The sequence below is a fragment of the Escherichia fergusonii ATCC 35469 genome (assembly GCF_000026225.1).
Taxonomy (GTDB): domain Bacteria; phylum Pseudomonadota; class Gammaproteobacteria; order Enterobacterales; family Enterobacteriaceae; genus Escherichia; species Escherichia fergusonii.
This window is the reverse complement of sequence record NC_011740.1, coordinates 2951339-2964168: the sequence shown is the minus strand read 5'-3', so window position 1 is coordinate 2964168 and position 12830 is coordinate 2951339. Positions and strand designations below refer to the sequence as shown.

16 protein-coding genes are annotated in these 12830 nt (G+C 49.5%); 2 read left to right on the top strand and 14 right to left on the bottom strand.

Annotated features, from left to right (window positions below):
* The first annotated feature begins 72 nt into the window (after positions 1–72).
* On the top strand, positions 73–1077 hold the full coding sequence (locus EFER_RS14580) for a DUF1202 family protein (protein WP_000828864.1): 1005 nt from the start codon (positions 73–75) through the stop codon (positions 1075–1077).
* A gap of 103 nt (positions 1078–1180) precedes the next feature.
* On the opposite strand, the gene EFER_RS14575 is transcribed toward EFER_RS14580, so the two are convergent.
* The 8 genes from EFER_RS14575 to yggS form a co-directional block, all read right to left on the bottom strand.
* A complete protein-coding gene (locus EFER_RS14575) occupies positions 1181–2482 on the bottom strand; it encodes a TRAP transporter large permease (RefSeq protein WP_000378963.1) in 1302 nt (433 codons plus the stop codon).
* Entirely contained in the window at positions 2482–2985 is a 504-nt protein-coding gene (locus EFER_RS14570) for a TRAP transporter small permease (RefSeq protein WP_000577031.1), read from the bottom strand. The genes EFER_RS14575 and EFER_RS14570 overlap by 1 nt, the downstream gene beginning before the upstream one ends.
* 44 nt (positions 2986–3029) lie before the next feature.
* A complete protein-coding gene (locus tag EFER_RS14565; RefSeq protein WP_000783994.1) occupies positions 3030–4016 on the bottom strand; it encodes a TRAP transporter substrate-binding protein in 987 nt (328 codons plus the stop codon).
* Between the two features lie 313 nt (positions 4017–4329).
* Positions 4330–5466: a radical SAM family heme chaperone HemW gene (gene hemW, locus EFER_RS14560; RefSeq protein ID WP_000239968.1), complete on the bottom strand. Its 1137-nt coding sequence runs from the start codon at positions 5464–5466 to the stop codon at positions 4330–4332.
* Complete coding sequence (locus EFER_RS14555) at positions 5459–6052, bottom strand: XTP/dITP diphosphatase (protein WP_001174755.1); 594 nt, start codon at positions 6050–6052, stop codon at positions 5459–5461. Before EFER_RS14555 ends, hemW begins: the two co-directional genes overlap by 8 nt.
* A gap of 7 nt (positions 6053–6059) precedes the next feature.
* Positions 6060–6350 (bottom strand): DUF167 family protein YggU, encoded by a 291-nt coding sequence (gene yggU, locus EFER_RS14550; RefSeq protein WP_001277222.1) that lies wholly within the window; start codon positions 6348–6350, stop codon positions 6060–6062.
* On the bottom strand, positions 6347–6913 hold the full coding sequence (gene yggT, locus EFER_RS14545) for an osmotic shock tolerance protein YggT (RefSeq protein ID WP_001094831.1): 567 nt from the start codon (positions 6911–6913) through the stop codon (positions 6347–6349). The genes yggU and yggT overlap by 4 nt, the downstream gene beginning before the upstream one ends.
* Before the next feature lie 17 nt (positions 6914–6930).
* Positions 6931–7635: a pyridoxal phosphate homeostasis protein gene (yggS, locus tag EFER_RS14540; RefSeq protein WP_000997798.1), complete on the bottom strand. Its 705-nt coding sequence runs from the start codon at positions 7633–7635 to the stop codon at positions 6931–6933.
* A gap of 17 nt (positions 7636–7652) precedes the next feature.
* On the opposite strand from yggS, the gene EFER_RS14535 reads away from it, so the two are divergent.
* On the top strand, positions 7653–8633 hold the full coding sequence (locus EFER_RS14535) for a PilT/PilU family type 4a pilus ATPase (protein ID WP_015953696.1): 981 nt from the start codon (positions 7653–7655) through the stop codon (positions 8631–8633).
* Between the two features lie 6 nt (positions 8634–8639).
* Here the strand turns inward: EFER_RS14535 and ruvX are convergent, their stop codons facing one another.
* From ruvX to EFER_RS14505, 6 genes are all read right to left on the bottom strand, one after another.
* The gene (gene ruvX / locus EFER_RS14530) at positions 8640–9056 is read right to left on the bottom strand and encodes a Holliday junction resolvase RuvX (protein ID WP_000017111.1); all 417 of its coding nucleotides are present in this window, start codon (positions 9054–9056) and stop codon (positions 8640–8642) included.
* A complete protein-coding gene (locus EFER_RS14525; protein WP_002431379.1) occupies positions 9056–9619 on the bottom strand; it encodes a YqgE/AlgH family protein in 564 nt (187 codons plus the stop codon). Before EFER_RS14525 ends, ruvX begins: the two co-directional genes overlap by 1 nt.
* 108 nt (positions 9620–9727) lie before the next feature.
* Positions 9728–10678: a glutathione synthase gene (gene gshB / locus EFER_RS14520; RefSeq protein ID WP_000593298.1), complete on the bottom strand. Its 951-nt coding sequence runs from the start codon at positions 10676–10678 to the stop codon at positions 9728–9730.
* A gap of 12 nt (positions 10679–10690) precedes the next feature.
* A complete protein-coding gene (gene rsmE / locus EFER_RS14515) occupies positions 10691–11422 on the bottom strand; it encodes a 16S rRNA (uracil(1498)-N(3))-methyltransferase (RefSeq protein WP_015953695.1) in 732 nt (243 codons plus the stop codon).
* A 79-nt stretch (positions 11423–11501) separates the two neighbouring features.
* A complete protein-coding gene (endA, locus tag EFER_RS14510) occupies positions 11502–12209 on the bottom strand; it encodes a deoxyribonuclease I (RefSeq protein ID WP_000286513.1) in 708 nt (235 codons plus the stop codon).
* Positions 12210–12303: 94 nt separating this feature from the next.
* Entirely contained in the window at positions 12304–12801 is a 498-nt protein-coding gene (locus EFER_RS14505; RefSeq protein WP_015953694.1) for a SprT family zinc-dependent metalloprotease, read from the bottom strand.
* Between the last annotated feature and the right edge of the window lie 29 nt (positions 12802–12830).

Below are 12830 nucleotides of genomic sequence, written 5' to 3'. Positions count from 1 at the left end.
CACGTCCATTGCTAATTGTTAATTCACTAATGATAATCACCGGAATAAATTATTCCACGGGAGGATTTTCGGGTGAAAAGGCAATGGATTGTAGGCACGACTTTGTTTGTGTTGATGTCGGGGTACGTTTGGGCAGAAGCAGTACCGCCTGATGAGAAGACGTTAAAGACGCAGTTCAATGACGATTTTGCGGGCATTATGCGTCTCGACCAAATATCCCTGAAACCGGTAAGTTCCGAAGGCAACCAGTCAACCTGGTCTGCTGAAGGGGATATGTCGGCAACGGAAGATTTGTATGTTATGGCGGGAATGGCCGCTGATTATCGTTTTATGGAAAAAACCTGGGTTAAAGACCAATCGGTGAAATTTTCCGCGATGGTCAAAGCCAAAGGAACGCCAGATTCAGGGTGGACTACTGAATTTTTCTCTATGCAAACGGCGGCTAAAAATATGGGTTACCCGTTGCCCAAGCCCGATGAAAAAATAAAATATCTGATCACTACCGACAGCAATTTTTATGCGCAACTGGCAAAAGTTGAAGCTGGCTATGGCGAGATGAAAGATAAGATCGAACGCTCAAAAGAGCAGGAAAAGGAACTTCAGAAACAATACGATGATGTCGGTGAAAAGATCAAAACTTTCTGGGGTAAGGATGCAAAAGGAGAACAACGCACCCGTTACAATGTACAACAGGAAATGCTGCAAAAAATGTACGAAGCCGATCGGCAAAACGATCCGCTGAAGTTTGAAAATAACTATTATGAAACTGTTTATTCCCCAGCGCTTGCAGCTTGTCAGGCAAAACCAGACTGTGATGCCGCGCCATTACGCGCCGAGCGTGATGCGGTTGTAGCTGAGAAGAAACGTTATTACGTCACTCAGCACCAGTTGATGCTTGAGAAAATAAAAACGGATATGGCTGAGCTGGATGAAAAAGTGAAACCACTCAGTGATAAACAAACCGCATTGAATCACGAAAGAATTAAACTTGCCTATGCCAGTGAAGATCTGCAAGCTGAGTATGACCGCTGGAACAATGATATTACCGAATTACGTCGTCGGGGCGTGATTAAATAATTGTTGCATATCATTGCCGGATAAATACGTTTTATCCGGCAATGAGTAATTTCCGTCATACATCACGTCGCATAGTCTGCAACATAAATTATTCAGGGCTTATTTACATTAATCCCAATAACTGTGGAACAAACAAAGAAATTTGCGGGATATAAGTGATCATCATCAACGCGATTAACAATGCGGCATAAAATGGCAGCAATGGTTTGATCAAATGTTGAATCTTCACACCAGAGATAGAACAACCAACAAATAGCGCACTACCCACCGGCGGTGTTAACAGCCCAATACAAAGGTTGGCCACCATCATAATACCGAAATGTACCGGGTCCATTCCCAGCTCTTGTGCAATCGGCAAGAAGATTGGTGTGAAGATTAGTACAGCCGGTGTCATGTCCATAAAGATACCGACAATTAATAAGACGATATTAATTAGCAGCAATATGATCAGTGGGTTATCAGAAATCCCCATCAACGCGTCGCTGATCATATAAGGAATATCAGCATTAGTCATTGCCCAGGACATGCCCACGGAAAAACCGATCAACAGTAATACAATCGAAGTGGTAACAACCGATTCCAGAATCAGTTTGGGTAAATCGCGCCATTTTACTTCCCGGTAAATCAGCACCGAGAGAATAAATGTGTAGACAACGGCAATCGCAGACGCTTCAGTTGCGGTAAAAATGCCGCCCAGAATGCCGCCCATTACAATGAACACCAGAAGCAAACTTGGTAAGGCATCCAGAAACGCTTTACATGCCTGAGCAAGGGTTGCTCTTTCTGAAAGTGGGTAACCACGGCGTTTAGCAATAACGCCGCAGACTATCATTACCGCGAGACCCATTAAGAGCCCTGGCAAATATCCCGCCATAAATAACGATGCTACAGAAACGCCGCCAGCTGTCAGGGAAAACACGATTAACACGTTTGAGGGCGGTATCAGTAATCCAGTAATACAGGATGAGACGTTTACAGCGGTAGAAAATGCCGGATCATAACCTTCTTTGGTCTGAATGGGATTAAGTGTGCCACCAACGGCAGCAGCAGCCGCAACGGCTGAACCGGAAATAGAACCAAACATCATATTCGCCAGGACGTTCACATGACCAAGTGAACCAGGAACGCGGCCAACCATTACCTGGGCGAGGTTAATCAAACGTATCGCAATACCGCCGCTGTTCATCAGCGTTCCGGCAAAGATGAAAAAGGGGATTGCCAACAGGGCAAAGTTATCCAGTCCATTAGCCAGTCGCTGCGAAACAGTAATTGCCGCGATATCCCAGGGAAACATCAATAGCATTGAAGTTACAGTCGCAATACCGATTGAGAACGAAATGGGCACACCAATGAAGACCAGTACAAAAAAACAGCCAAACAGTGTAAGCGCGATATAACTATCCATTAACTGGCCTCCTGCGCATGTTGTTTCAGTTGTTGAATACTTTGATTAATAAAACACAAGGCATAAAACATCATCACCGCTCCACTTAATGGCAGAATGATATATACGTATCCCATCGGTATTTGCATCGCGGCAGATACTTGCGATGTTGCCAGCGTTTTATCAATTAATTTCAGGCCACCAGTCACAATGACCGAACCGGCAAAGCCTAAAATGAGAAAGTTAATGACTATATTAAGAAGTAATTGTTTGCGCTTATTCAGGGCGAGAGCAAATAAATCAATAGAGAGATGTCTCTGCGCGCCGACGGTATATGCAGCACCTAATAATCCTACCCAGATCATCAAAAAGCGTGCCAGCTCATCGGTTAATGTACTTGGCTGGTTAAGTACGTAGCGGCTAAATACTTGCCAGACTACGCATACAACAAGAGCAAGCATGACGGCGACAGAAAACGCGGCAATGACGCGGTCTACCGCAAGTTTCAGGCGGTTAAATATCATTGTAAGCATCCTGGAAAATCAGGGCCAGAGACTGGCCCGGAATATTATTGAGCAGCGTTGTCGAATTTCTCTAACAAAGCAGCTTGTTTTGGATCTTTTTTGAAGTCGTCAAACAGAGGCTGAACTGCGGCACGGAATGGGGCTTTATCAACCTTAACGATTTCACCACCCATGGCTTTCGCCTGAGCACGAGTGTCAGCGTCGATTTTTTCCCACAACTTTTGTTGATAAACTTCGGATTTCTTCGCCGCTGTTTCGATAATTTGCTGCTGTTCCGGGGTTAATTTATTCCATGTTTTGGTGGAGATAACCAAAAAGTCCGGAATTGAGGCGTGTTCATCTTCAGAAAAGACTTTGGCAATTTCGATATGCCGAGTCTGCACCCAGGAAGGCACGTTATTTTCTGCGCCATCTACTACACCTTGCTGCATCGCAGTATAAACTTCGCCAAATGAAATTGGAGTGGGGGAGCCACCCATCAGTTCAATCATTTTGATGGTGGTCGGGCTTGGCTGAACACGAATTTTCAGCCCTTTAAGATCTTCTGGCTTAGTAATCGGTTTTTTCGCATAGAAACTGCGAGTACCCGCTACATAAGCTGATAAAGCAAAAAAGCCTTTATCTTTTGTTGAATCCATAATTTCTTTACCAACTTCACCAAAAACAACTTTGTTGAAGTGCGCCTGATCTTTAAATAAGAACGGCAAATTATAGATAGCATAAATATTATCAAAAGACTCCAGATCACTGGCTGAACCCTTGGTCATATCCAGTGCGCCATTTTGCAACAACTCCATGGTTTCTCGCGCGTTACCCATTTGGCTACTGGGATAAATGCGGATCACCATATTACCTTTTGACAGCTGTTTTACCTCTTTCGCCAGCTCTTCAAAACTCTGATGCACAACATGACTTCTTTCCAGGTTGTGTGCTAACTTTAACGTCACTTTTTCTGCGGCGTTTACGCCAGTGCTAAGCAGAGCCAGCAAGGATGCGCAGACTAATGAGCGGGTAAATGACCTCATCTTCATATAAAAACTCCCTGTTGAAGGATGGAAATTGGTTGATATCTAATTGTGCTTATCAGTGCTTTGTGCGACAAATTGGTTAACCTGTCTGACAACTTGTCTATGTTTATCACAATTTGAAATAAAGTCAGAAATTAAATATTAATTTTGTGCGCTATGTTGTACATGTTTATAATCAATAAATGATTAGTAAATATTCATTAAGTATATATAATAAATATCGTCGATATTTATTCAGTAAGAAATATATTTTTGCCGAAGTTAATTAACGGGGGGATAAAAGAAGTGATTAATGCGCCCGCAGGCGCATTAATGATTACTCAGCGAGGAATAATTCAAGAAGTGAGTTTAAGAATAATTTACCGTGCTCGGTTATCTGCCAGTAATCCGCACATTCTGTGAGATAACCCTGAGCGATAGCCTCGTCTAACTGTGGGCGAATCACATCTTCGCAAAGCCCGGTATACGCACTAAACTCTGCGCGTGGTGCGGCCTCCAGCAAGCGAAAGCGGTTCATAAAGAACTCAAACGGCTTATCTGCGGCTTCGACATCACGCAGGCTTTCCAGATAACGCCCCTGCATAAAACCACGCGGGTGCCGCGTTTTGGTGGTGCGCAGAATGCGCCCATCCGGGAAGGTGACTTTGCCGTGCGCCCCGCAGCCGATGCCGATGTAGTCGCCAAATCGCCAGTAGTTGAGATTGTGCTGGCACTGATAACCCGGTTTGGCGTAAGCGGAGGTTTCATATTGCTGATAACCCGCAGCCGTTAATAACTGATGCCCTTGCTCGAAGATATCCCACAATGCATCGTCGTCCGGCAGTACAGGAGGGCGTGAGCCAAACAACGTATTAGGTTCGATGGTCAGTTGATACCAGGAAAGATGCGGCGGATTCAGTTCAATGGCCTGGCGTAGATCGCCAAGCGCCTCTTCCAGTGATTGATCAGGCAACCCATGCATCAAATCGAGGTTAAAACTACGCAGCCCCAGCCCGCTTGCCAGATTTGCCGCCCGTTTCGCTTCTTGCGGGCCATGAATACGTCCAAGTCGTTTTAGCTTTTCTTCACTAAAACTCTGCACACCAATAGAGATGCGGTTTACACCAGCACGCTGATAATCGACAAAGCGATCGGCTTCTACCGTGCCTGGGTTCGCTTCCATAGTAATTTCTGCATCCGCTGCCAGCGGCAAACGCGCACGCACGCCGTCCAGCAGCGTTTGCATCGCCGGGCCGGAAAGCAGGCTCGGCGTGCCACCGCCAATAAAGATTGTCTGCACTTCACGGCCCTGAGCGTAAGCCACATCGTTGTCCAGATCGTTAAGCAGATGCTGAACATAATCGTCGTGCGGCACTTCTCCTTTCAACGCGTGAGAGTTGAAATCGCAGTACGGGCATTTCTGCACGCACCACGGGATGTGAATGTAGAGACTCAGCGGCGGTAATTTAACCATTTCGTAAAGCGTCCAACAGCAGTTTCAATGCCTGACCACGGTGGGAAATAGCGCTCTTTTCTTCGCGGGTCAGTTCGGCAGCGGTTTTACCTTCGGAAGGCACGAAGAAGATTGGATCATAACCAAAGCCGCCAGTACCCGCCGGTTCACGAGTAATCACGCCAGACCAGCTACCGTGGCACACCAGCGGAGTCGGATCTTCCGCGTGGCGCAGATATACCAGCACGCAGTGGAAACGCGCCTGACGTTGGTCGTCCGGTACGTCTTTCATTGTTTCCAGCAGTTTTTGCAGATTCTTTTGATCGGTCGCGTCTTCACCGGAATAACGTGCGGAGTAAATCCCAGGCGCGCCGCCAAGCACATCTACCGCCAGACCAGAGTCGTCGGCAATTGCTGGTAAACCGGTCACTTTTGCCGCGTGTCGTGCTTTCAGAATCGCGTTTTCGATAAAGGTCAGGCCGGTTTCTTCGGCAGAATCTACGCCGAGGTCTGTTTGGGCCACGATATCAAGACCGAAGTCGCTAAGCAGCGACGCCAGCTCACGCACTTTACCGGCATTGCCGGTTGCGAGGACAACTTTTTGCATAGGATACCTAATTAATTAACGCCGCGATTTCTGGCGGGATTTGTTGCGGATTAATGATTTTAATTTGTTTGTGGCGGCCAAGTTCGCCTTTCTCAATTACCACCTGGCTTTTGGCTACCCGGAATTGCTTGCCGAGAAACTTCACCAGATGGCTGTTAGCCTGGCCGTCAACTGGCGGCGCGGTAATGGCGACTTTTACTTCGTCGCCATGTAAACCAACAATAGAATCACGGCTGGCTTTCGGCTGAATATAAAGCCGTAAAACCAGACCGTCATCGTTAACTGTTACGGCACTCATAACGCCATCCACAGCCCCGGTAGTAGCATATTTCCGGTCGCCTGCAGTACTTCTGCGACACCCATATTAATGACATACAGCAGCAGAACGAGGATCATCGGCGAGAAATCAATCCCACCCATTGCTGGCAGCAGGCGGCGAATCGGGCGCAGCAGTGGATCGGCCAGCTGGATCAGGACGTATTCAATCGGGCTACGACCCTGGCTTACCCAGCTCATAATCGCCATCACCAGCAGGACCCAGAAAATCAACAGGCCGATGGTTTTCAGCAAAATCAGTAAACCAGCAATCCAGATGATCGGCAGGAAAGTCACGACTTTAAACAGCACGATGGCTTTGATAAAACTGAGAATATAGGCAACCAGCAGCGAGGCGCTGTCAATCGGTCCCATTGCCGGAATAACGCGGCGCAGTGGTCCGATAATCGGCTGCGTCACCTTCACCACAAACTGTGAGAAGGGGTTGTAAAAATCACAATGAGCCCACTGCATCCAGATGCGTAATAACAGCACCATGGTATACAGCTCAATGACCGTTGAAAGCAGGAAAGTCAACGTATTCATGGCGTTCCTTTAATTCCTTATTTTTTAGAGTAATCACGCGCACCAAAAATTGCAGTGCCGATACGAACCATCGTGCTACCTGCCGCAATGGCGGCTTCCATATCGTCCGACATTCCCAGTGAGAGCGTGTCGATATGCGGGTAGCGCGTTTTCAGTCCGGCAAATGCTACAGCCATTTGGCGTGCAACTTCAAACTGCCTTACATATTCTGACTCAGGCGCAGGGATCGCCATCAGCCCGCGTAGACGTAAACGCGGTAGTTCAGCGACCGCAGCTGCCAGCTCGTCCAGTTCAGCCAGTTGAATCCCGGACTTACTGTTTTCATCACTAATATTAATTTGAATCAGTACGTTAAGAGGGGAGAGTTCTGCCGGGCGCTGGTCGTTCAGGCGGGTGGCGATGCGCAAACGGTCGATGGTATGACACCAGTCGAAATGTTCTGCCACCAGGCGGCTTTTATTAGACTGCAACGGGCCAATAAAATGCCATTCTAATCCTGTTACGCCCAGTTCCTGAAAGTGGCGAATTTTATCTACCCCTTCCTGAACATAGTTTTCACCAAATTGACGCTGCCCGGCATCAATGGCTTCTGCGATGGCGCTCGCAGGTTTTGTTTTACTGACTGCAAGCAGCGTAATTTCTTCTGGAGAACGACCGCAACGCGTTGCAGCCGCTGAGATTTTGTCCCGGACCTGTGCCAGGTTATGCGCAATATCGTTCATTTTCCGAGGATCTTAGTATGAATATGGAAGAAATTGTGGCCCTTAGTGTAAAGCATAACGTCTCGGATCTACACCTGTGCAGCGCCTGGCCCGCACGATGGCGTATTCGCGGGAGAATGGAAGCTGCGCCGTTTGATGCGCCGGACGTGGAAGAGCTATTGCGGGAGTGGCTGGATGACGATCAGCGGGCAATATTGCTGGAGAACGGTCAGTTAGATTTTGCTGTGTCGCTGGCGGAAAACCAGCGATTGCGCGGCAGTGCGTTCGCGCAACGGCAAGGTATTTCTCTGGCGTTACGGTTGTTACCTTCGTACTGCCCGCAGCTCGAACAGCTTGGCGCACCACCGATATTGCCGGAATTACTCAAGAGCGAGAATGGCCTGATTCTGGTGACGGGGGCGACGGGAAGTGGAAAATCTACCACGCTGGCAGCGATGGTTGGTTATCTCAATCAACATGCCGATGCGCATATTCTGACGCTGGAAGATCCTGTGGAATATTTCTATGCCAGCCAGCGGTGTTTGATCCAGCAGCGGGAGATTGGTTTGCACTGTATGACGTTCGCATCGGGATTGCGTGCCGCATTGCGGGAAGATCCCGATGTGATATTGCTCGGAGAGCTGCGTGACAGCGAGACAATCCGTCTGGCGCTGACGGCGGCAGAAACCGGACATCTGGTGCTGGCGACCTTACATACACGCGGTGCCGCGCAGGCAGTTGAGCGACTGGTGGATTCATTTCCTGCGCAGGAAAAAGATCCCGTACGTAATCAACTGGCAGGTAGTTTACGGGCAGTGTTGTCACAAAAGCTGGAAGTGGATAAACAGGAAGGACGCGTGGCGCTGTTTGAATTGCTGATTAACACACCTGCGGTGGGGAATTTGATTCGAGAAGGGAAAACCCACCAGTTACCGCATGTTATTCAAACCGGGCAGCAGGTGGGGATGATAACGTTTCAGCAGAGTTATCAGCTGCGGGTGGGGGAAGGACGTTTGTAAATCGCCTTAATATCCCTGCTCGAAATAACTTTCGAGAATGATAACCGCAGAGGCAGAGTCAACTTTGCCTTTATTTAGCGCCCGATAGCCGCCCTGTTCAAACAGACCGGATCGTGCTTCCACGGTGCTAAGCCGTTCATCATGGAGCTTTACTTCAACACCGAAACGACCATGAATACGATTGGCAAATTTACGCGCTCTGGCGGTTAACGGCTGTTCGGTGCCGTCCATATTCAGCGGCAAACCGACGATAATTTCGTCAGGCTGCCACTCTTTCAGTAAACGTTCGATAAGGTTCCAGTCCGGCGTACCGTCCTGTGCTTTAATTGCAGGCAAAGGGCGAGCGGTGCCGGTAATGCGTTGGCCGACCGCTACGCCAATGCTTTTGGTGCCGAAGTCGAAGGCGAGTAAGGTTCCACTCATCAGGCATGCCCCGCAACGCCAGGCATGGTGAGAATATCAACACCAATCAGTTTTGCTGCATCGCGCCAGCGGTCAGCTATCGGCGTTTTGAACAAAATATTCAGATCTGCAGGGGCGGTTAGCCATGCGTTATCGAGAATTTCTTGTTCAAGTTGGCCTTTCTCCCAGGAGGCGTAACCCAGCGCGACCAGAACATCGGCTGGCTGCTTAGGAGTGCCTATCGTTTCCAGAACATCGCGGGAAGTGGTCACCACAGTGTTATCAGAAATACGGATGCTGGAGGCAAAGCGTGACGGCGGGGTATGCAAAATAAACCCACGATCTTCTGCCAGCGGGCCACCAAGCATAACGGGCTTATCCAGACGAATGGCAGGATCGCGCGGTTCTGGCGTAATTTTTAACTTTTCCAGAATTCCTTCGATCTGCAGATTTTCCAGCGGCTTATTAATGATCAGCCCCATTGCGCCATCGGGATTATGCTCGCAAATGTAGACTACTGAGCGGCGGAAAAGCGGATCCTGGAGAGCAGGCATGGCAATAAGAAAGTGATGCTGTAAATTCATTGTCAGAGGTTCTGTTTCCTGGTTCAAAAAAGCAACAGCGCCCAGTATGCGGGGAAAGATGGGCGCTGTCACTCTTAGTCTTTATGGGCTCCGTCCCGCGGAGGTTATTTAAGATTTCTGCAAACGTGCTTCGATGGCATCCATTAACATTCCGGTGATCGATACCGGAAATTCCGCCTCGATCTCACGAACGCAAGTTGGGCTGGTGACATTAATTTCGGTCAGTCGATCACCAATGATATCCAGACCCACAAAGATTAGCCCTTTGGCTTTTAGCGTAGGGCCAACACGGCGGGCAATTTCCCAGTCGCTTTCCGTCAGCGGACGTGGTTCCCCGCGACCACCGGCAGCCAGGTTACCACGGGTTTCGCCGCCTTGTGGAATACGTGCCAGGCAGTATGGTACAGGTTCGCCATCCACCACCAGCACACGCTTGTCGCCATCTTTAATAGCTGGCAGGTAATTTTGTGCCATGCAGTAGCGGGTGCCGTGTTCGGTCAGCGTTTCGGCAATGACGCCGAGGTTTGGATCGCCTTCTTTCACGCGGAAAATCGACGCGCCGCCCATACCGTCCAGCGGCTTAAGAATGATATCGCTGTGTTTCTGCCAGAACGCTTTCAGCTGCGCTTTATTGCGCGTGACCAGCGTTTCTGGTGTTAAGTCAGAGAACCAGGCGGTAAACAGTTTTTCGTTACAATCGCGCAGGCTCTGCGGTTTGTTTACGATCAGCGTCCCTTTCTCTTCGGCACGCTCAAGAATATAGGTCGCGTAGATAAACTCGGTATCAAATGGCGGATCTTTACGCATTAGAATCACATCGAGATCGGCCAGCGGTAGATCCTGCTCACCCGTAAACTCGTACCATTTGTCGTAGTTTTGTTCGACGCTCAAAGTGCGCGTACGAGCACGTGCTTCACCGTTGATCAAGTAGAGATCAGCCATCTCCATATAGTGAAGTTCATAACCACGACGCTGTGCTTCCAGCAACATAGCGAAACTGGAATCTTTCTTGATGTTGATGCTTGCGATGGGGTCCATCACGATGCCGAGCTTGATCATTATTCTTCTCCGTTAGCCCAAATCGCCAAAACGCACTTGTAGCGCGGTAATGGCGGTGAGCGCAGTTGTCTCAGTACGCAAAACGCGAGGTCCCAACAGGATATCAGTAAATTGATAGCGGGCAGTCATGGCAATTTCATCTGCCGATAAACCGCCTTCCGGGCCAATCAGCAGGCGGACGCGTTCAACCGGTAACGGCAACGTATTAATGCTGTTACTGGCGCGCGGGTGAAGATTCAGTTTCAGTCCTTCATCCTGCTCTGCACACCAGGCTTCCAGATCCATCGCTGGACGGATTTCCGGCACCCGGTTACGACCACACTGCTCACAGGCAGCAATTGCAATCTTCTGCCACTGCTGGAGCTTCTTGTTCAGACGTTCACTATCCAGTTTAACGCCGCAGCGCTCAGAAAAAAGTGGCGTAATGAGGCTTACACCGAGTTCGATCGATTTCTGGATAGTAAATTCCATTTTTTCACCACGCGACATCACCTGACCGAGGTGAATATGTAGCGGAGATTCGCGATCGTCGATCTGGCCTTCCAGCACTTTCACTTCCACGCTTTTTTTGCTGGCGCTGGTAATTTCGGCGTCAAAGACCTGGTTGCTACCGTCAAACAATTGCAACGCCTGTCCTGGCCCCATGCGCAGTACGCGCCCGATATGGTTGGCGGCATCTTCGCAAAGCGCGATGTGAGAATGGCTGGTCAGTGGGTCAGGATGATAAATGCGGGGGATACGCATAGTTAAAAATCCGCGTCGTCTCCCCACGCGGTTGTACGCGTGGGGTAGGGGTTAACAAAAAGAATCCCGCTAGTGTAGGTTAGCTCTTTCGCGCCTGGCAAGCGCGTTGCACATACGGGTTATGATTGCCCTGCACTTTCGCGATGCGTTCATCGCGCTCGCACTCCCAGTCGGTAACCGGATACATCTTGTCCCATGCGTTGAACAGCTGCGTTTGCTGGCGAGAGAGTGTCAGGTTGTATTGGTCACGCATATAGAAGTAGGTGCGCGCAATGGCACCGCGTGCACGTGCTGGTGGCTCGGCGGCTTTTTCTTTGAAATCGACCTTCATAGCGCATTGACCGTACTGGCCTTCGCCGCCATTCCACTGGCTGTACATAAAGTTGCCGCGATCGCCATTCACCTCGCCGACTGACGGTTGCAGGTTATGCATATCGCTTTCCATCTTGCGATAGACCGGATCTTTGGCACAGTTTTTACGTCCACCGTCCTGCCAGCACTGGCGCTGGTGACCGAACTGCCAGGCGGGAACAACGTGTTCCCACTCTACGCGGCTGGCGCGGTTTTCATTTTTGCGCACCTGATAGCCGCACGATTGCAGATCGACAACGCCTTTTTTGCCCTGCCAGTCAATTTTACATCCGCAGTAAAACGTACCCGGCGCGTCAGCGTGGATTTTTACCGCCGCGGCTTTCGCCTGAGAAAAACTATTGATACCTTCGGCCAACGTCGGGCCGGAAAATGCTGCGCTCAGTACCACCGCAGCAATAGACAAATAACGGTACATCACTCACTCCGTGTTAAAACGAGCCAGCAACGTAGCGAAAGTTGTTTTGGTATGCAATCAGCCAGATCAGGAAAGTTCCTGATAGTTCAGGTGGTTATTTTGCAGTCAGCTGTTCGCCGCAGTGAACACAGCGATAGACGGCCTCGCCACGAACTACGCGATTATGACGGCGTACGGTAAGCTGATGTTCCTGGCACTTGCAGCGGTAGGGGAAGGTGTTGCGACGCACGGATTGCAGTTCAAACTGATGCGTACGACGAGCGGGAACGCCCAGCACGCTTTCCATCATCCATTTCCACTCTTTGCCATGTGGCGCTACGCGGCCAAAATGTTTCCATACCAGCAAATGTGCCAGTTCGTGTGGCACCACTTCTTCAATAAAGGCTTCGCTGTTTTCCAACAGCAAAACGGGATTGAGGCGAATTTCATAGCTTTCAAGCCAGGCTGTTCCGGCGGAGGTTCCGCGCTGGGTGTAAGAGAGTTTTGGCTCCGGGTAGTTACGCCCTAGCTTCAGGTTGGCCTGGGCGAGCTTTTCCCACAGGCGACGCATAACGGCCTGTTGGATGGCAATAGGGAGACGGGATGTTTTCATAGCGGCAGAGGATAGAGCGAAGAAAAGAT